The sequence below is a fragment of the Streptomyces sp. NPDC001816 genome (assembly GCF_042892235.1).
Lineage (GTDB): Bacteria > Actinomycetota > Actinomycetes > Streptomycetales > Streptomycetaceae > Streptomyces.
The window spans coordinates 112,071-131,706 of the sequence record NZ_JBIATY010000004.1 but is presented as its reverse complement, the minus strand read 5'-3'; the positions used below and the strand labels follow the sequence as shown (position 1 = coordinate 131,706).

The 19,636-nt window shown below is 72.2% G+C and carries 11 protein-coding genes and 1 pseudogene; 8 read left to right on the top strand and 4 right to left on the bottom strand.

Annotated elements, in window-relative coordinates; translation table 11 throughout:
- Nucleotides 1–12: 12 nt before the first annotated feature.
- Nucleotides 13–537 carry a YwqJ-related putative deaminase gene (locus ACFYZZ_RS16095; RefSeq protein ID WP_389175963.1) on the bottom strand — a complete coding sequence of 175 codons (525 nt, stop codon included), beginning with the start codon at nucleotides 535–537 and terminating at the stop codon, nucleotides 13–15.
- Between the two features lie 255 nt (nucleotides 538–792).
- Between ACFYZZ_RS16095 and ACFYZZ_RS16090 the strand changes: the two genes are divergently transcribed.
- The 5 genes and pseudogenes from ACFYZZ_RS16090 (at nucleotide 793) to ACFYZZ_RS16070 (ending at nucleotide 8,215) form a co-directional block, all read left to right on the top strand.
- Complete coding sequence (locus tag ACFYZZ_RS16090) at nucleotides 793–1,782, top strand: SMI1/KNR4 family protein (RefSeq protein ID WP_389175961.1); 990 nt, start codon at nucleotides 793–795, stop codon at nucleotides 1,780–1,782.
- An 8-nt stretch (nucleotides 1,783–1,790) separates the two neighbouring features.
- A complete protein-coding gene (locus ACFYZZ_RS16085) occupies nucleotides 1,791–5,000 on the top strand; it encodes an SUKH-4 family immunity protein (RefSeq protein WP_389175959.1) in 3,210 nt (1,069 codons plus the stop codon).
- A gap of 272 nt (nucleotides 5,001–5,272) precedes the next feature.
- On the top strand, nucleotides 5,273–6,901 hold the full coding sequence (locus tag ACFYZZ_RS16080; RefSeq protein WP_389175957.1) for an IS200/IS605 family accessory protein TnpB-related protein: 1,629 nt from the start codon (nucleotides 5,273–5,275) through the stop codon (nucleotides 6,899–6,901).
- A gap of 21 nt (nucleotides 6,902–6,922) precedes the next feature.
- Nucleotides 6,923–7,051: pseudogene (locus tag ACFYZZ_RS16075) on the top strand (sigma factor); the annotation flags it as partial.
- Between the two features lie 276 nt (nucleotides 7,052–7,327).
- Complete coding sequence (locus ACFYZZ_RS16070; RefSeq protein ID WP_389175955.1) at nucleotides 7,328–8,215, top strand: cellulose-binding protein; 888 nt, start codon at nucleotides 7,328–7,330, stop codon at nucleotides 8,213–8,215.
- Nucleotides 8,216–8,233: 18 nt separating this feature from the next.
- Here the strand turns inward: ACFYZZ_RS16070 and ACFYZZ_RS16065 are convergent, their stop codons facing one another.
- From ACFYZZ_RS16065 to ACFYZZ_RS16055, 3 genes are all read right to left on the bottom strand, one after another.
- On the bottom strand, nucleotides 8,234–9,877 hold the full coding sequence (locus ACFYZZ_RS16065) for a cation acetate symporter (RefSeq protein ID WP_389175953.1): 1,644 nt from the start codon (nucleotides 9,875–9,877) through the stop codon (nucleotides 8,234–8,236).
- Nucleotides 9,874–10,281: a DUF485 domain-containing protein gene (locus ACFYZZ_RS16060; RefSeq protein ID WP_389175951.1), complete on the bottom strand. Its 408-nt coding sequence runs from the start codon at nucleotides 10,279–10,281 to the stop codon at nucleotides 9,874–9,876. Before ACFYZZ_RS16060 ends, ACFYZZ_RS16065 begins: the two co-directional genes overlap by 4 nt.
- A 223-nt stretch (nucleotides 10,282–10,504) precedes the next feature.
- Nucleotides 10,505–12,001, bottom strand: a complete 1,497-nt coding sequence (locus tag ACFYZZ_RS16055; protein ID WP_389175949.1) for an MFS transporter — start codon at nucleotides 11,999–12,001, stop codon at nucleotides 10,505–10,507.
- 422 nt (nucleotides 12,002–12,423) lie between these two features.
- Here ACFYZZ_RS16055 and ACFYZZ_RS16050 point away from each other — a divergent pair, with 422 nt between their 5' ends.
- The 3 genes from ACFYZZ_RS16050 to mfd all read left to right on the top strand — a co-directional run bounded on the left by ACFYZZ_RS16050 (nucleotide 12,424) and on the right by mfd (nucleotide 19,557).
- Nucleotides 12,424–13,212: an ABC transporter ATP-binding protein gene (locus ACFYZZ_RS16050; RefSeq protein ID WP_145876588.1), complete on the top strand. Its 789-nt coding sequence runs from the start codon at nucleotides 12,424–12,426 to the stop codon at nucleotides 13,210–13,212.
- Nucleotides 13,209–15,794: an ABC transporter permease gene (locus tag ACFYZZ_RS16045; protein ID WP_389175947.1), complete on the top strand. Its 2,586-nt coding sequence runs from the start codon at nucleotides 13,209–13,211 to the stop codon at nucleotides 15,792–15,794. Before ACFYZZ_RS16050 ends, ACFYZZ_RS16045 begins: the two co-directional genes overlap by 4 nt.
- 229 nt (nucleotides 15,795–16,023) lie before the next feature.
- Nucleotides 16,024–19,557 carry a transcription-repair coupling factor gene (gene mfd, locus ACFYZZ_RS16040; RefSeq protein ID WP_389175945.1) on the top strand — a complete coding sequence of 1,178 codons (3,534 nt, stop codon included), beginning with the start codon at nucleotides 16,024–16,026 and terminating at the stop codon, nucleotides 19,555–19,557.
- The last annotated feature ends 79 nt before the right edge of the window (nucleotides 19,558–19,636 follow it).

The window sequence follows — 19,636 nt, the reverse complement described above, 5'->3', positions numbered from 1 at the left end:
CGGGCCGGGGTGTCAGTCGCCGGTGGTGGTCGGGTCGACGATGCGGACGCCGAAGTGGGCGCTGAGGGCGGCGCAGGCGCGGCAGGGGGTGGCGAAGCTCCCGTGGAGGGGGTCGCCGTCCTCGCGTATACGGCGGGCGGTGAGTTTGGCCTGCCTGAGGGATTTGCGGGCTTCGCCGTTGGTCATGGGTTTGCGGGCGGCACGTTTGCTGCGGGTGGCGTCGGCGGCGGCGATGTGCCGGGAGATGAGGATGGTTTCGGCGCAGCGGCCGGTGAAGCGGTCGCGTTGGGTGCTGGTGAGGGTGTCCAGGAAGTCCTGGACGAGGGGGTGCAGGGGCGGGGGCTGGTCGCCGCGGGCGGCGGTGCCGGTGAGGGTGGAGCCGCGTACGGAGAGGGCGGCGGCGATGGTGGGGAGGATGCCGTCGCGGCGGTGCAGAAGGGTGGGGGCGGGGGGTGTGTCGGTGCCGCTCCAGCCGATGCGAGGGTCTCCGGCCCGCACGTCGTTACCTCCGGTCTGCAAGGTATTCATGATCGTCATCCCCTCCCCGGGCATCCCCCCGAAGGACACAGAGTGCCAAATGCCGTGGCTGGTGCGGAAGCTGGGGCGGCGCGACACGCCCGGGTTTGGGCGGGCTGTCACGACAGGGTGACGGCTGGTCACGAAAGGGGAGGTGGGAAGTGCAGGAGTGGGGTGGAGCGCCGGTGACCGGGGTTCGAGTACCGCATAGGCTGTCGCCATCCGCGATCGACACCGCCGTTCAGGCCAGAGAGAACGCCGCAGGGGGCAACCGCCATGACGACAGGTCGGCTCGGGCAGCAAGCCGCGCCGCCGAACGCGGCCTATGCCGGGCAGGTCGTGCACTTCCCGGATCCGGTCCGGGCGGCACGTCACCCGAGAGGGGTACGGATCGACGAGCGCGGTTACCCGGATTTCTCGCCGTACGCGCGCGCGGCGGCTCAGATCGCCGATCCGCCGGAGGGTTTCGGCGTCGACGAGTTGCGGCTGACGGACTACGTGTCGGCGAACGCGGCTCTGGCGGCGTCGGGGCACGAGTTGTGGGACACGGTGCCGGCGGTGGCGACACCGCACGGCTGGACGTGGCACCACGTGGTGGGTTCGCGGCGGCTGGAGCTGGTTCCGGTCGAGGTGAAGGCGTTGCTGCGGCATCACGGTGGCGTGGCGACGACGCGGGTGGACCAGGGCAAGCGTGGTACGCGGCCGTTGCAGGAGACGCGTCCGGCGCACTTCGGGCTGTCGAAGTCGGGTGTGGCGGTGACGGAGTCGCAGGTTCAGGGCGTGGAGGAGGACCTGGGCTACCGTCTGCCGGGTGCCTACCGTTCGTTCCTGAAGGCGGCGGGCGGTGCCGCGCCGGTGGGCGCTGCGCTGGACGCCGAGCTGGGACTGCTGCTGGATCAGCCGTTCTTCACGGTGCGGGACGAGGCGGCGGTCAATGACCTCGTGTACGTCAACAAGTGCCTGCGTGACCATCTGACGAAGGATTACCTGGGCGTCGGTTTCGTGCAGGGTGGTCTGCTCGCGGTGAAGGTGAAGGGCGAGCGGGTCGGTTCGGTGTGGTTCTGCGCGTACGACGATGCGCGGGACGTGGATCCGTCGTGGTCCCCGGCGGAGCGGGTGGAGCGCCTGTTGCTGCTGTGCGGTGACGACTTCGATGCCTTCCTGTCGCGGCTGGCGGGCAATCCGCCGGAGTTGGAGACGGTGGCGAACCTGATGGTGGACGGCGGTTTCGCGCATGCCGTTCCGGTCTCTTCGGCGGGGGAGTGAGCTTCGCGATGGTGACGTTCGCACAGGCGCAGGAGCGCGCCGAGGAGTGGATCAACGGTGACGTTCCCGCGTACCAGCATCGTGAGGTGCGGGTGCGGGAGTTCGAGCTGGGCTTCGTGGTGTGGGGCGAGGACCGTGCGGAGGGCCCGCGTTCGGACGCGGGCGCGCAGCGGCTGGTGATCGCCCGGGACAGCGGCGAGGCGACGCTGTGGCCCGCGTTGCCGGTGGGTGAGGTGATCCGCCGGTACGAGGAGGAGTACGGCCGCGCCGAGGTCGAGGACGCGGTGCCGGCACCGGCGGCTGCCCGGGTGGACCTGAACCAGACGTCGTTCCTGCTGAGTCCGCCGGAGTGGTTGCAGGAGGCGGCGGACAAGCTGGGGATTCCGGATCGTCGGGCGGGGTCGGCGCAGGACGCGGGCGCCGCGGCTGCGGCCGGCTCCGGTGCCGGGTCCGGTTCTGTGGGTGGCGGTTTTGTCGGGGGTGGTGCGCTTGCCGAGACGCAGGCCGGGGTGCCTGCGGCTGCCGACGCGCGGGCCGGAACCGACGGTGCGGGTGCGGCCGGCGGGTCCGGGAGCGGTGCGTCGTGGCCCGCTGCCGGGGCGGTCGGTGCCGGTGCCGGTGCGCCGGGCGTGGGTGCGCCCGGTGGGGCGCCGGGAGTGCCGGGTGCGGCGGAGGTGCCTGACGGGGCCACGCCGTGGGCCGGTACGGACACCAACGCGGATGCGGGTGAGGACCGTTCGGTGCCGTTGCCCGCGACGGTGTTCGCGCCGCCGTTGAGCGATGCGGACGTCGAGCCTTCGCGGCCGCCGGCGGTGGCGCCGGACGCGAAGACGGCGCTGATGTCGGGGGGCAGCCAGCTGCCGCCGACGGCGGTCGCGCCGGCGCTCGACGGTTCGAACGCGCCGGGAGCGCAGAACTTCCCGCCGGGAGCGCAGGACGGTGCGCCCGTTCCGGGTGGTGCTCCGGGGGCGCCCGGTTTCGCGCAGGCGCCGGGAGTGCCTGGCATGGCGCAGGCGCCGGGCGCACCTGGTGTGCCCGGGGCGCCCGCCGCTCCCGGTGTGCCGGGCGCGCCGCAGAACAGCACGCCTCCGCCGCCTGCGGGCGCGCAGCCGTACGGCTATCCGCAGGGTCCGGCGGCACAGGGCACGCCCCCGCCGGGCGCGCCCGCCTACTCCCCGGCGGCCCCGGGCACTCCGCCCGCGCCCCCTGTCGCGCCTGGTGCGCCTGGTGTGCCTGGTGCTCCGCAGGGCAGCACTCCGCCGGCGGCTCCGGGCGCCTCGCAGTACGGATACCCGCAGGGCCCGGGCGCGCCGGGTGCTCCCAGTGGTCCGCAGGGTGCTCCCGGGTACGGGTATCCGCAGGCGCCGGGCGCCGTCCCGAACGCGCCGCAGCCTCCGGCGGGCCCCGGCGCCCCGGGGCGTCCGCTCGCGCCGCATGCCGGGGACATCGCGGACGCCGCGACGAGCAAGGCCGCACCGCCGCCGCGCAAGGCACGCGGTGGACTGGGCACGCCGCCTCCGCCGCCGGGCGCTCCGGGTACGCCGGGCGCACGCCCGGGGAGCACGCCTCCGCCGCCCGCGCCCGGTGCTCCGGGCGCGCCTGCGGGCGGGTACGTGCCGACGCAGCTGGTGTCGGCGCTCGGTCCCGAGGGGCCTGAGGTGCAGGGTGCCCCCGGCGCCCCGGGGGGCGTGGGCGCGCCGCAGGCGCCGGGCGCCCCCAACCCGCCTGGTGCGCCGGGCGTTCCCGGTGGCACGCCTCCGGGCAACGTGCACCACGCGGCCACGATGCTGGCCGACCCGAATCAGATGGGCGGAGGTGCGCCGCAGCCTCCGGGCGCCCCGGGCATGCCGCACCCGCCCGGCGCTCCCGCGGCACCGGGCGCCCCGGGCATGCCTCCGACCCCCGGCGCACCGCGGCCCCCCGGCGCCCCTGGCGCGCCGCAGCCTCCGGGTGCCCCGGGCATGCCCGGCGCGCCTGGCGCCCCCGGTGCTTCCGGAGGCGGGCGTGGCGCTGTGCACCACGCGGAGACCGTGCTGGCCGCGCCTCCCGTGGGCGGCCCGGGCGCGCCCCCGCCGCCGCCCGCCCCCGGCGCACTCGGCGCGCCGGGCACTCCCGGTATGCCGCCCGGCGTCCCGGGTGCCCCGCAGCCGATGCCGCCGGGAGCCGTGCCGCCGGGTGCGATGCCGCCGCCGGGCGGGCCCGTGCCGGGGCAGCCTCCGGCGTACGGCTACCCGCAGCAGGGGCAGCCGACGGTGGGCCCGGGCTATCAGGCCGTGCTGCGCTACCGCGCGCAGGACGGTTCGGAGCAGCAGCTGATCCGGCGTTCGGCTCCGGGTACGCCGCACCCGGAGTGGCAGATCTTCCACGAGCTGCGCGCGATGAACGTGCCGCCGGACCAGGTGCTGGAGCTGCACACGGAGCTGGAGTCGTGCGAGCTGCCGGGTGCGTACTGCGCGCGGATGATCCGCGAGCAGTGGCCGCAGGCGCGGATCACGAGCATCGCGCCGTACGGCACGGACCACGCGAGCCGGCAGCAGGGCATGCAGCAGTTGCTGGCGCACCAGGGCGAGCTGCACCAGGTGGCGGACGGTCCCGCGCGGCCGGCGCCGGTGCGGGCGCCGCTGCCGCCGGTGCAGGCCGTGCAGCCCGTCCCTCCGGAGGGCATCGCGCAGGAGCTGGCGGCGGCGTTCGGGCCGGGGGTCTTCCGGTTCGAGCAGCAGGCGGTGTCGCGGCAGGGTGTGCCGCCGATCGTGGCGCACACGCTGGTGGTGGCCGGGCTGCCGACGGACATGGCCCCGTTCTTCTGGGCGCAGGCCCAGCCGGGCCGTCCGGTGCCGACGCTGGCGGAGCTGGCGGCCGAGCGCGGGGTGCAGCCGGCCTCGGACGCGGGCTCGTACCTGGTGATGGGCACGGACTTCGGCCGGGCGATCTGTGTGCAGTACGGGACGGCGAACATCGTCGCGGTGCCCGTGGAGGCGGGCCCGGGCGGTGCGCCGGTGCCGCCGCAGTTCGTGAACACCGGGTTGCCGGAGTTCGCGCGCTGCCTGGCGCTGCTGGGCCGGATGTGGCGGCTCAGGTTCGGGCTGAACCAGGAGCAGGCGGGCCGCTGGACCGTCGACTTCCAGGCCCAGCTGGCCTCCCTGGACCCGGCGGCGCTCGGTTCGCCGGAGAGCTGGTGGTCGGTGCTGCTGGAGCAGATGTGGGACGGGCTGCTGTAGTCCGTGTGTGAGGGGGTCTGAGGAGTCCGATCGCATCATGCCCTTCACGCGCGCGCGTGAAGGGCATGATGCGCGGGTGGAATTGGAGCCGTTCCGGGGTTGCAACTGCTGGCGATTGACTGGTGCACGGGTGTGTTCTGGCGCACATCAGTGAGCTTCGGGCGACGACACATAGAACAGAGGTTTCTCTGTCGAATGGGTGACCTTTGCCTGCGGTGGTCGTTGGGTGCGGTGACGGGTTCTTCGGGCTGCGCGGGGACGGGGGCGAAGGGATGGGTGGGCTGCGGGAGTTGGCGGCGCCGTTCGTCGCCTTGGGGCCGTCCGGGGTCGCAGTCCGCGACCGGCTCAAGCACCTGACTGCCGAAGACGAGAAGGTACTGCGCCTGGTCGGCGACCATCTGGGCACGCTCGCCTCCCGGGATCTGAAAGCCCGCTGCGCGGCGGGGCTGGAGCACGACACCGAACAGTGGGCCGAGCGCAAGCGCCTCCTCACGGGGGAGTCTTCCTCGCGCTGGGCCGGGTCCATCACGAAGGCCACCCATGATCAGTGGGCGCTCGCCCGGCGCGGCCAGCTCGCGCACATCCAGAGTCTGGAATCGGGTGTGCGCACGATCGCGCACCGGCTGTCCCTCCCGGTCGGGGAGCAGGGCGGCAGGAAGGCTCCGGGCGGCTACCGCACCCGGCAGGAGTGGTTCGCCAAGACCCGCCGCCTGCACGTGCTCGCCGACCGGCTGGATGCGGCGCGGGCCGACCGTGCGGCCGGCATCGTGCACGTGGTGCGCGGCGGCAAGCGGCTGCTGAACACCCGCCACCATCTCGACCAGGCGGAGCTCACCGAGGAGCAGTGGCGCACGCAGTGGCAGGCCGGGCGCCGGTTTCTGCAGGCCGACGGCGAGTCCGGGAAGCCGTACGGCAACGAGACGATCCGCGTCACCCCCGACGGCGAGGTATCGATCAAGCTCCCCGCGCCGCTGGCTCATCTGGCGAACGCCCCGCACGGCCGGTATGTGCTCGCCTCTCGGGTGTCATTCGCGCATCGGGGCGAGCAGTGGCGCGACCGCGTCACTGCGAACCGGGCCGTCGCTTACCGCATCCACGAAGACACGCTGCGTGGGCGCTGGTACCTCACCGCGTCCTGGACGATCCCTCCAGTCCAGACCGTGCCGCTGGCGGCGGCCCGCGCGAACGGCCTGATCGGGGTCGACACCAACGCCGACCACTTCGCCGCGTGGCGCCTGGACGAACACGGCAACCCGGTCGGCGAACCACTGCGGTTCGACTACGACCTCACCGGCAACGCCCAGCACCGGGACGCGGAGGTCCGGCACGCCCTCATCCGCCTCCTGCACTGGGCGAAGCGCCGCGGCCTCGCGATCGCGATCGAAGACCTCGACTTCACCGCCGAGAAGACCCGCGAGAAACACGGCCGCCACAAGAAGTTCCGCAAGCTCATCTCCGGCATGCCCGTGTCCAGGCTGCGGGCCCAACTCGTCAGCATGGCCGCCGAACTCGGCATCACCATCGTCGCCGTCGACCCGGCCTACACAAGCAAGTGGGGCGCCGAACACTGGCAGAAACCCCTCACCACCCAGACTCGCAAGACCACTCGCCACGACGCTGCCGCCGTGGCGATCGGCAGGCGCGCCCTGGGCCACCCGATCCGGCGACGGACGGCACCGCCCCCGCACGACCAGAGCGATCGTGCGGGGCATCGGACCGTCCAGGCCCGATGGGGCACCCCGAGGCGTGAGGGAAACCGCCCCCGCATCCCCGGACCACGGACACGATCCGTGCGCGCCGGACGCGGAGCGAACGCGGTGGACCAGAACGCCCAACACCGTTCGGGGCGTTCGGCTGAGCATGGGTCCTGGCAACAGGACTCACTCCCGCTCAGTCTTTAGGAACGGTGAGTTGGTGGCGTACTGCTATTCAACCTGACGCAGGAGACGATGCTGCGGAGCTGGAGGCCCGAGACCGGTACGACCCCGCGCGCGTCCGTGCGGACCTGGCTGTACCGGATCGCGACCAACGTCTGCTTGAGCGCACTCGAGGACCGCGCGCGGCACCCGCTGCCGTCGGGGCTCGGGGCACCGAGCGAGGATCCGGGTGTGCCGCTCACGCCGGCGACGCCCGCCTGGAGGAGGGCGTGCTGTAGAGCGCCCGCCCTGGCCCCCGGGTGTTACCCCGGATCGGGAACTGCGCCATACATCGAGATTTCGACCGTGACATCTCTGCGGAGTGTCGCGTTATGCCTGCTTACGCCCCATCCATCAAGATGTGCGCCACGTCGTCCTGTCGTGTATGTCCGGTGGAGAGGGGTTCGCAGGGTGAGCAGCGCATCGATGACGCCGCACGGCTTCCCGACCGTCCGGGGGCGCGCCTACCGCCCCGATCAGGTCGACGCGTTCATGGAGGCGCTGTCGCTGGACCGGGACGCCGCGTGGGAGCGCGCCGCGCGGCTGACCGTGCTCGCCAAGGACATGGGGGCGGAGGCCGCGCGGCTGCGTGAGGCGGTCGCGCAGCTCGCTCCCCAGACCTACGAGACCCTCGGGGAGCAGGCGCAGCGCCTCTACCAGCTCGCGTTGCAGGAGGTCGCGGACGTCCGCGACCGTGCGCGGCGCGAAGCGCACGAACAGGTCGCGCGGGCCGAAGCGGAAGCCCTCGACCTGTGTCAGCAGACGCAGGAAGCGGCGGACGCGCTCCGCGCGGACGCCGATGAGCGCGCCCGCCAGTGTCTGCTCGCCGCGCGCGCGGAGGCCGAAGACCTGCGCGTCGGCGCCCGGCTCGAAGTGAAGGAAGCGCGCGGGGAGGCGCTCGCCGCGCTGCGGGAGGTACGGCAGCGCACCACCGGCATGCTCGCCGAGCAGTCCCGGGAGCTGGCCGAGCGGTGGGAGGCCACGGAACGCGAGGACGCCGAGCGGGCGGCCGCCCTTGAGGCCGACGCCGCCGAGCGCATCGCCCGCGCCGAGGCCGCCCTGTCGGAGGCGGAACGCGCCCTCGAAGAGGCCGAGGAGTCCGCGCGCCGCTGCCAGGACGAGGCGTGCGCGCGGGCCGCGGACATCATCGCCGAGGCGCACGCGCGCGAGGAGCGCATCGCCCTGGACACCGAGCGGGTGCTGCGCGAGCACAGCGAGACCTGGGACGACGTCCAGGCGCACATGGACCACGTGCGCAGCAGCCTCATCTCGCTGACGGGCCGGGCGACCCTGGAGTAGCCCCCCGCGCGGACGTCGTCAACCGCCTCTGCGTACCGCCCCGGCGAGGATCCATCCCTCCACGGCCTCGTACTGGCGCCGCTGTTCCTCCGCCTTCCGGCGGCCCGAGACGACCGTGCCCAGCCAGCCGAAGAAGAAGCCGGCCGGGATGGAGACGATGCCGGTCGTGGTGAACGGGAACCAGTTGAAGTCGGCGTGCGGGAAGGCCGAGACGGGCGAGCCGGAGACGAGGTTGGTGCCCGGCATGAGCAGCAGCACGGTCAGCGAGCCCCCGAGCAGCGTGCCCATCAGCCCGCTGCGGGTGTAGCGGCGCCAGAACAGGCCGTAGACCAGGGCGGGCGCGAGGGCGGAGGCGCCCAGGCAGAAGGAGAGGGTGATCAGGGGCTGCAGGCTGTACTTCTGCACCATGGTGGCCAGCAGGATCGTCGGGACTCCTATGGCGAGCGCGGACAGCCGGGCCAGGGTCATCTCCCTGCGAGCCGGCATCTCCTGGACCCGGGCGGCGAACACGTCGTGGGCGAGGGAGTTGGCGCAGGCGAGGATCATCCCGGCCACCGAGGCGAGCAGGGTCAGGAAGATCGCCGTGGTGACCATGGTGAACAGGAAGGTCTCCGCCGTCGACACGTCGGCGCCGAACGCCGCCCGCGAGCCCAGCAGGTAGGCCGTGTTGCCCTGCGGGTCGGCCGCCGCGATCGCGCCGCTGCCGACGAGGGCCGTGGCGCCGAACCCGATGACCGTGATGACCAGCACGAACAGCGCCACGATCGACACCGCCCAGGACAGTGAGCGGCGCACCTGGCGGGCGCTGGAGGCGGTGTACATGCGCATGGTGATGTGCGGCAGGCAGGCGCCGCCGAGCACGATGGTCAGCTCCGAGGTGATCATGTCCAGGCGGGCGCCCGGGTGCCCGGCGAACTCGAGCCCGGAGTGCAGGAAGGCCGGCCCGGCCCCGCTCCGCTGCGCCGCGGCGCCGAACAGGGCGCCCGGGTCCCAGTCGAAGCGGCGCAGGATCAGTACGGCGACCACGGCGCCCGATCCGACCAGCATCACGATCTTCAGGATCTGGATGAGGGCGGTGCCCTTCATGCCGCCGATCGCCGCGTAACTGATCATCAGTGCGCCGAGTCCGACGACACAGCCGGTCTTCAGCGACTCGTTCGAGAAGCCGAGGATGAACGCCATCAGCTGCCCGGTGCCGGCGAGTTGGACCAGCATCAGCGGCAGCAGCGAGGCGATCGTCACCGCACAGGCGGTGATCCGCACCGAGCGGCCCGGCATCCGGCGGGCCAGCGCGTCACCCATGGTGAACCGGCCCGCGTTGCGCAGCGGTTCGGCCAGCAGGAACATCAGGAGCATCAGCGACAGCGCCGTGCTGAGGGCGAGCACGACACCGTCGTAGCCGCACAGGGCGATCACCCCGCCGGTGCCCAGGACGGTGGCGGCGGAGATGTAGTCGCCCGCTATGGCCAGGCCGTTGCGCAGCGGGGACAGGGAGCCGTAGCCGGTGTAGAACTCGTCGAGGTCGTCGCGGTCGGGGCCGGCCATCACGCACAGCAGCAGGGTGAGGGTGGCGACGGCGGAGAAGGCGACCAGCGACATGGTCTGGGCGGAGCTGCTGAAGCCGGTGAAGCCGGAGAGGTCCGGGGCGGCGCCGGCGGTCATCGGGCCGCTCCTCGCCGTGCGTCCAGTTCGGCCTCCTTGCGGATGCGGTCCGCGAGCGGGTCGACATGGCGGCGCGCGGTGTGCTCGTACAGGGCGATCGCCAGCCAGGTGACCGGGAGTTGGAGGAGGGCGAGCAGCAGGCCGGCCGGGATGCCGTCGACGACCGTCCTCGTCATGACGTCCGGTGCGAACGCGGACAGGACGAGGAACAGGGTGAAGTAGCCGAGCGCGGTGAGGGCGGCGGTGCGGCGCTGCCAGCGGTAGGCGCCGCGCAGGATGCGCAGGTCGCTGTGGTGGCCGAGGGGTTCGCGGGGCGGAGTGCGGCGTGGGCGGGGCGGTTCGGGGGGCGGGGGCTGCCAGGGGTAGGTGAGGTACGACGGGGGGTGCGGCGGGTCGTAGGACATCCCGGGGCTCCTTGCGTGGCTCGGGTCCGTGGCGGCGGACCGCAGGGAGGTGGGGGGTGGGGGAAAGCGGAGTCACGCACGTTACTCGCCGGTTTGGGTGCGCGCGCGGTTTTCGCCAAACTGGACGGTCGGTATGCGCTTATTGGGCGAAAACGGGTCTGATCTCGGGTGTTACCCGCGTTAACCGAGCGAGTCGGGGAGGGTCGCGTCGCCTCCCGTGCGGCTACTCCTGCCGCACCGGGAACTTCCGCGGCGCCACCACCAGCAGCACCAGGAAGGCCAGCGCCGCGGCCCCGGCCGCGCCGAAGTACACCGCGTGCACCGCCGCGGCGATCGCCCGCCGCGTCGCCTCCGGAGCCGTACCGCCGTCCCACGCGCGCGTGACGGACTCCAGGTCGCCCGCCCCGCCCAGCCTGGCCGCCAGCACCCCGTTGGCGACGGCGCCGAACAGGCAGGCGCCCACGGTCTGCCCGGTCTGCCGGCAGAACAGCACCGACGCGGTCGTCGTCCCCCGCTCCGACCAGCCCACCGTCGACTGCACCCCGATGATCAGCGGCAGCTGGAACAGGCCCAGCACGGCGCCCAGCGCCAGCATCAGCAGCATCGGCTGCCACCAGGACCCGGGATAGGGCAGGAACGGGAACGCGAGCAGGACCAGCGCGCCCATGCCGATGCCGAGCAGTGCGGTGTCACGGAAGCCGATGCGCCGGTACACGTGCTGGCTGAGCGCCGCCGACCCCGACCAGGTCAGCGTCCACACACACAGCACGAGACCGGCGGCCGCCGGCCCGAGTCCGAGCACCGACTGGGCGTACGTCGGCAGGAACACCGACGGCGCCACCATCAGCAGCCCCAGCGCGCCGAACGCCAGATTGACCGCCGCGATCGTCCGGCGCCGCCACACCCACCCCGGGATGATCGGCTCCGCCGCCCGCCGCTCCACCCACACCACCACACCCACCAGCGCGAACCCCGCACCGAACAGCGCGAGCGAGGGCGCCGACAGCCACGCCCAGGCCACCCCGCCCTGCACCAGCGCGGTCAACAGCACCCCGCCGCACGCGAACACCGCGAGCGCGCCCGCCCAGTCCACGCGCGCGCGTGCGGCCTTCTCCCGCTCGGGCTCGTGCAGGTGACGGACGATCAGCCACAACGCGGCGGCGCCGATCGGCAGGTTGACGAGGAAGATCCAGCGCCAGTCGGCGTACGCGGCCAGCACCCCGCCCAGGCCCGGCCCGGCCACCGCCGACACCGCCCACACCGTGGACAGCCTGGCCTGGATCTTCGGGCGCTCCGCCAGCGGATACAGGTCGGCGGCCAGCGTCTGCACCGTCCCCTGCAACGCGCCGCCGCCCAGCCCCTGCACGACCCGGAACGCGATCAGCGCCCCCATGTTCCACGCGCCGGCGCACAGCAGCGAGCCCAGCAGGAACACGGCGGCGCCCGCGACCAGGACCGGCTTGCGGCCGAAGGTGTCGGACAGCTTGCCGTAGACGGGCAGGGTGACGGTGACGGCGAGCAGATAGCCGGAGAACAGCCAGGAGAAGACGGAGAACCCGCCGAGGTCGCCGACGATCTGCGGTACGGCGGTGGAGACGATCGTGGCGTCCAGCGCGGCCAGCGCCATCGACAGCATCAGCGCGGCGACGACCGCGCCTCTCCTGCCGGTGCGCTGCTCCGCCGTGGCGCCGTCGCGTATCGCGGGTGTCGTACCCCCCACCGGATCCCCCTCCCGTGCCCCCTGCACCTATCTCCGGTACGACAGCTTCCCACGGCCCGCTCGACTTGACCCTGACGCGACGGCAGGGTGGAGCGTTTTCTGGGTCGGAGGGTGGAGCCGACCCTGAGAACGACTCCACCCGGCGGTGGACCACCCCTAGGGGTATCTCCGCACTGCGACCTGGGGAGGGTTCGTACCGCCGGAGGAGGAGACGGACCGGGTGCCGTCCTTAATCTGGCTTTACGCCGCCGGGGGGCGGCTGACCGAACCGGCGGGGGTGGGGTTATCCCCCGCACAAGAGGGGGCTTCGCACCAGCGCGGGGAACGCCCGCCGCACGCGAGACTCGACGCCGTACCCAGGACGACGCACCGGCACACCGGGGCGCGACGACACACCTGCCAACCGATTTAGGAGACATACCGTGACATCGGCTGTGACCACTACCAGGCACGGGGGAACTGGAGGGCGTACGGCCGTTGCCGCGCGGGCGCGGCAGGTCGTCAAGGCGTACGGGTCCGGCGAGACCCGTGTCGTCGCCCTGGACCACGTGGACGTGGACATCGCCCGGGGCCAGTTCACCGCGATCATGGGCCCCTCGGGTTCCGGCAAGTCCACCCTGATGCACTGCCTCGCCGGCCTCGACACCGTGACCGGCGGGCAGATCTACCTGGACGAGACCGAGATAACCGGCCTGAAGGACAAGAAGCTCACCCAACTGCGCCGCGACCGGATCGGGTTCATCTTCCAGGCCTTCAACCTGCTGCCGACGCTCAACGCGCTCGAGAACATCACGCTGCCCATGGACATCGCGGGCCGCAAGCCGGACCGGGAGTGGCTGGACCGGGTCGTGGAGACCGTCGGGCTCGCCGGACGGCTCAAGCACCGGCCCACCCAGCTCTCGGGCGGCCAGCAGCAGCGCGTCGCCGTGGCCCGTGCGCTCGCGGCCCGCCCGGAGATCATCTTCGGTGACGAGCCGACCGGAAACCTCGACTCGCGCGCGGGGGCGGAGGTTCTGGGCTTCCTGCGCCGCTCGGTGGACGAGCTGGGCCAGACCATCGTGATGGTCACCCACGACCCCGTAGCCGCCTCCTACGCGGACCGCGTGCTCTACCTCGCGGACGGCAGGATCGTGGACGAGATGTACCAGCCGACGGCCGATCAGGTCCTGGACCGCATGAAGGACTTCGACGCCCGGGGGCGTACGTCATGACCGTCCTGAAGACCTCGATGCGCAATTTCTTCGCGCACAAGGGCCGCATGGCGCTGTCGGCGATCGCGGTCCTGCTGTCGGTCGCCTTCGTCTGCGGCACCCTGGTGTTCACCGACACGATGAACACCACCTTCGACAAGCTCTTCCAGGCGACCTCGTCGGACGTGACGGTCAGCGCCAAGGGTTCCTCCGACACCGGCCAGACCACGTCGCGCACCGGCAAGCCGCCGGTCATGCCGGCCTCCGTGCTGGGCGAGGTCCGCAAGGCCGCGGGCGTCCAGAAGGCCGAGGGGACGGTGTTCTCCACCGCGGTGACCGTCGTCGACCACGACCTGGACAAGCTCTCGCCCAGCAGCGGTGCCCCGACCATCGTCGGCAGCTGGAACGGCAACGACGCCCGCACCATGAAGATCACCTCCGGTGCGGCGCCCAAGGGCCCCGGCCAGATCATGGTCGACGAGGACACTGCCGACAAACACCACCTCAAGCTCGGCGACGAGATAGGCGTGATCACCGCCGTCGGTACGCACCACGCGCGCGTGTCCGGCATCGCCACCTTCACCGTCACCAACCCCGGCGCGGCGATCTTCTACCTGGACACGAAGACCGCCCAGCAGACCCTGGTCGGCCGGACCGGCGTGTACACCAACGTCAACGTCACCGCCGCCAAGGGCGTCACCGACGCGCAGCTGAAGAAGAACGTGACCGCCGAACTCGGCCACGGCTACAAGGTGCAGACCGCCAAAGAGGTCGCCAAGGCCAACCAGAAGAGCGTCGAGAGCTTCCTGAACGTCATGAGGTACGCGATGCTCGGCTTCGCCGGGATCGCCTTCCTCGTCGGCATCTTCCTGATCATCAACACCTTCTCGATGCTGGTCGCCCAGCGCACCCGGGAGATCGGCCTGATGCGGGCCATCGGCTCCTCCCGCGGCCAGGTCAACCGGTCCGTGCTGGTCGAAGCGCTGCTGCTCGGTGTGATCGGCTCCGTGCTCGGCGTCGGCGCGGGCGTGGGCATCGCGGTCGGCCTGATGAAGCTCATGGGCACCATGGGCATGCACCTGTCCACCGACGACCTGACCGTCGCCTGGACGACCCCCACCGTCGGCCTGCTCCTCGGCGTGATCGTCACCGTCCTCGCCGCCTACCTGCCCGCCCGCCGTGCCGGCAAGGTCTCCCCGATGGCCGCGCTGCGCGAGGCCGGCGCCCCGGCCGATGCCAAGGCCGGGCTCGTACGGGCCCTGATCGGCCTGGTCCTCACCGGCGCCGGTGTCGCGAGCCTGTACGCCGCCGCCGAAGCCGACAAGGCCAAGAGCGGCTCGGGGATGCTCGGCCTCGGCGTGGTCCTCACCCTGATCGGCTTCGTCGTCATCGGCCCGCTGCTCGCGGGCGGCCTGGTCCGCGTCCTCGGCGCCGTCATGCTGCGGATCTTCGGCCCGGTCGGCCGGATGGCTGAGCGCAACGCGCTGCGCAACCCGCGCCGCACCGGCGCGACCGGCGCCGCGCTGATGATCGGCCTGGCCCTGGTGGCCTGCCTGTCGGTGGTCGGCTCCTCCATGGTCGCCTCCGCCACCGACCAGCTCGACAAGACGGTCGGCACGGACTTCATCATCGCGCCGGACAACCCGCAGAACGGCCTCATCAACACACAGGCGGTCAAGGCCGTCAAGGACACACCCGGCCTGGAGCGGGTCACCGAGTACAAGGTTCTCGACGCGGACCTGACCACCCCGGACGGGCACGTCTCCACAAAGGAGACGATCAACGCGGCCGACCCGACCTACGCCAAGGACCTGCGCACCAAGACCGTCGCCGGCAGCCTCACCGACGCCTACAAGCCCGACTCGATGTCCGTCTTCGAAGGCTTCGCCAAGAAGCACGGCATCAAGCTCGGCTCCACGGTCACGGTGGACTTCAAGGAGGGTACGAGGGCCAGGCTGACGGTCCGCGCGATCACCAGCGACGACGTGCTCATCGACAAGGGCGCGATGTACGCCTCCATCGCCACCGTCGCCAAGTACGTGCCCGCCGGCAGGATGCCGCTCGACGATCTGGTCTTCGCCAGCGCCAAGGACGGACAGCAGGCGGCCGCCTACAAGGCCCTGAAGTCGGCGCTGCACCAGTACCCGGCGTACACCGTGCGCGACCAGACCGACTACAAGAAGGCGCTCAAGGACCAGATCGGCCAGCTGCTGAACATGATCTACGGCCTGCTGGCGCTCGCGATCATCGTCGCCGTCCTCGGCGTGGTGAACACCCTGGCCCTGTCGGTGGTCGAGCGGACCCGGGAGATCGGCCTCATGCGGGCCATCGGCCTCTCCCGCCGCCAGCTGCGCCGCATGATCCGCCTGGAGTCCGTGGTGATCGCCCTCTTCGGCGCCCTGCTGGGCCTCGGCCTCGGCATGGGCTGGGGCGCCACCGCCCAGAAGCTGCTCGCCCTGGAGGGTCTCAACGTCCTCGAGATCCCCTGGCCGACGATCATCGCCGTCTTCATCGGCTCAGCCTTCGTGGGCCTGTTCGCCGCCCTGATCCCGGCGTTCCGGGCGGCCCGGATGAACGTACTGAACGCCATCGCGACCGACTAACGGCCCCACGGCCGACAGCCACCGCATACGGGGGTTGCGGGGGAAGACCCGGTGCCGGGAAGTCCTACGGGACTTCCCGGCACCGGGCTTTTCCCCCGCCGGGGCTGTCGGCCACCCGAGTTATCCACAGGCTCCGACGCCCACCGCGGCAGCGTCGTAGGCTGGACACCCCCGGCTGCCACCCGCGCCGGGCTACTTGCGTTGCCCACCTCCGGACGGAAAACCCCCCATGAGCCTGCACGGCCTGCTCGACGCCGTCGTCAAGGACCCCGCCCTCGCGGAAGCGATCACGGCGGCCGCGGACGGCAACCGCATGCACATCGACCTCGTCGGCCCGCCCGCCGCCCGCCCCTTCGCGATCGCCGCCCTCGCCCGCGAGGCCGCCCGCCCGGTGCTCGCCGTGACGGCGACGGGCCGCGAGGCCGAGGACCTGGCGGCGGCCCTGCGCTCGCTGCTGCCCCCGGAGGGCGTCGTGGAGTACCCCTCCTGGGAGACTCTCCCGCACGAGCGCCTCAGCCCGCGCAGCGACACCGTCGGCCGCCGCCTCGCCGTCCTGCGCCGCCTCGCCCACCCCCGCCCCGACGACCCCGAGACCGGCCCGGTCTCCGTGGTCGTGGCGCCCGTACGCTCCGTGCTCCAGCCGCAGGTCAAGGGCCTCGGCGACCTGGAGCCGGTGTCCCTGAGGACGGGCCGGACGGCGGACCTGAACGAGGTCGTGGAAGCCCTCGCGGCCGCCGCCTACGCGCGCGTGGAGCTGGTGGAGAAGCGCGGCGAGTTCGCCGTACGCGGCGGCATCCTGGACGTGTTCCCGCCCACCGAGGAACACCCCCTGCGCATCGAGTTCTGGGGCGACGACGTCGAGGAGATCCGCTACTTCAAGGTTGCCGACCAGCGCTCCCTCGAAGTCGCCGAGCACGGCCTGTGGGCCCCGCCCTGCCGCGAACTGCTCCTGACGGACAGCGTCCGTACGCGCGCGCGTGCCCTCGCCGAGGAGCACCCGGAGCTGGGCGAACTGCTCGGCAGGATCGCCGAGGGCATCGCGGTGGAGGGCATGGAGTCCCTGGCGCCGGTCCTGGTGGACGACATGGAGCTGCTGCTCGACGTCCTGCCCAAGGGCGCCATGGCCGTCGTGTGCGACCCGGAGCGGGTGCGCACCCGTGCCGCGGACCTGGTGGCGACGAGCCAGGAGTTCCTGCAGGCCTCCTGGGCGGCCACGGCAGGCGGCGGCGAGGCCCCCATCGACGTCGGCGCCGCCTCCCTGTGGTCCATCGCCGACGTCCGCGACCGCGCCCGCGAGCTGGACATGATGTGGTGGTCCGTCTCGCCCTTCGCCGCCGACGAAGAGCTTGACGATGACACCCTCAAGCTGGGCATGCACGCCCCCGAGACCTACCGCGGCGACACCGCCAAGGCCCTCGCCGACACCAAGGGCTGGCTCGCCGACGGCTGGCGCACGGTCTTCGTCACCGAGGCCCACGGCCCGGCCGCCCGCACCGTCGAGGTGCTCGGCGGCGAGGGCATCGCGGCCCGCCTCGACGCCGACCTCGGCGAACTGAACCCCTCCGTCGTGCACGTCGCCTGCGGCTCGATCGACTTCGGCTTCGTCGACCCGGCGCTGGGGCTCGCCGTCCTTACCGAGACCGACCTGTCCGGCCAGAAGGCCGCCGGCAAGGACGGCGCCCGCATGCCGGCCCGCCGCCGCAAGACCATCGACCCGCTCACCCTGGAGCCGGGCGACTACATCGTCCACGAACAGCACGGCGTCGGCCGCTACATCGAGATGGTGCAGCGCACCGTCCAGGGCGCCACCCGCGAGTACCTGGTCGTGGAGTACGCCCCCGCCAAGCGCGGCCAGCCCGGCGACCGCCTCTACATCCCCACCGACCAGCTGGAGCAGATCACCAAGTACGTCGGCGGCGAGGCCCCCACCCTGCACCGCCTCGGCGGCGCGGACTGGACGAAGACCAAGGCGCGCGCCAAGAAGGCGGTCAAGGAGATCGCCGCCGACCTGATCAAGCTCTACAGCGCCCGCATGGCCGCCCCCGGGCACGCCTTCGCCGGCGACTCGCCCTGGCAGCGCGAGCTGGAGGACGCCTTCCCGTACGTGGAGACCCCCGACCAGCTCACCACCATCGCCGAGGTCAAGGAGGACATGGAGAAGTCGGTCCCCATGGACCGCCTGATCTGCGGCGACGTCGGCTACGGCAAGACCGAGATCGCGGTCCGCGCCGCCTTCAAGGCCGTACAGGACGGCAAGCAGGTCGCCGTCCTCGTGCCCACGACCCTGCTGGTGCAGCAGCACTTCGGCACGTTCTCCGAGCGGTACTCGCAGTTCCCGGTGAGCGTGAAGGCGCTCTCCCGCTTCCAGACCGACACCGAGGCGAAGGCGACCCTGGAGGGCCTCAAGGAGGGCGCGGTGGACGTCGTCATCGGCACCCACCGCCTGTTCTCCTCGGAGACCAAGTTCAAGGACCTCGGCCTGGTCATCGTCGACGAGGAGCAGCGCTTCGGCGTCGAGCACAAGGAGCAGCTGAAGAAGCTCCGCGCCAACGTCGACGTGCTGACCATGTCGGCCACCCCGATCCCGCGCACCCTGGAGATGGCGGTCACCGGCATCCGCGAGATGTCCACGATCACCACCCCGCCCGAGGAGCGCCACCCGGTGCTCACCTTCGTCGGGCCGTACGAGCAGAAGCAGATCGGCGCGGCCATCCGCCGCGAACTGCTGCGCGAGGGCCAGGTCTTCTACATCCACAACCGGGTCGAGTCCATCGACCGCGCGGCGGCCCGACTGCGCGACATCGTCCCCGAGGCGCGCATCGCCACCGCTCACGGCCAGATGTCCGAGTCGGCCCTGGAGCAGGTCGTCGTCGACTTCTGGGAGAAGAAGTTCGACGTGCTCGTCTCCACCACGATCGTCGAGTCCGGCATCGACATCTCCAACGCCAACACGCTCATCGTGGAGCGCGGCGACACCTTCGGCCTCTCCCAGCTGCACCAGCTGCGCGGCCGTGTGGGACGCGGCAGGGAGCGCGGCTACGCCTACTTCCTGTACCCGCCGGAGAAGCCGCTGACGGAGACCGCGCACGAGCGTCTGGCGACGATCGCCCAGCACACCGAGATGGGCGCGGGCATGTACGTGGCCATGAAGGACCTGGAGATCCGCGGCGCCGGAAACCTGCTCGGCGGCGAGCAGTCCGGGCACATCGCGGGCGTCGGCTTCGACCTGTACGTGCGCATGGTCGGCGAGGCCGTCGCCGACTACCGGCGGCAGCTGGAGACCGGCGAGATCGAGGAGGAGCCGCCGCTCGAGGTCAAGATCGAGCTGCCCGTCGACGCACACGTCCCGCACGACTACGCCCCCGGCGAGCGCCTCCGCCTCCAGGCCTACCGCGCCATCGCCTCCGCCAACTCCGAGGAGGACATCAAGGCGGTCCGCGAGGAACTCACGGACCGCTACGGCAAGCTGCCCGAGCCGGTGGAGAACCTGCTGCTGGTGGCCGGGCTCAGGATGCTCGCGCGCGCGTGCGGCGTCGGCGAGATCGTCCTGCAGGGCACCAACATCCGCTTCGCGCCGGTGGAGTTGCGCGAGTCGCAGGAGCTGCGGGTCAAGCGCCTGTACCCGGGCACGGTCATCAAGCCGGCCGTGCACCAGGTGCTGGTGCCCCGCCCGAAGACCGCGAAGGTGGGCGGCAAGCCGCTGGTCGGCCGCGAACTGCTCGGCTGGGTCGGGGAGTTCCTCGCCTCGATCCTGGGCTCGTAGGCGGCGAGGAGGACTGAGGATTCCGGGGTCGCAGGCCTTCAGCGGGCGTGCGACCCCACCACCCCGCGCTCAGTCCCGG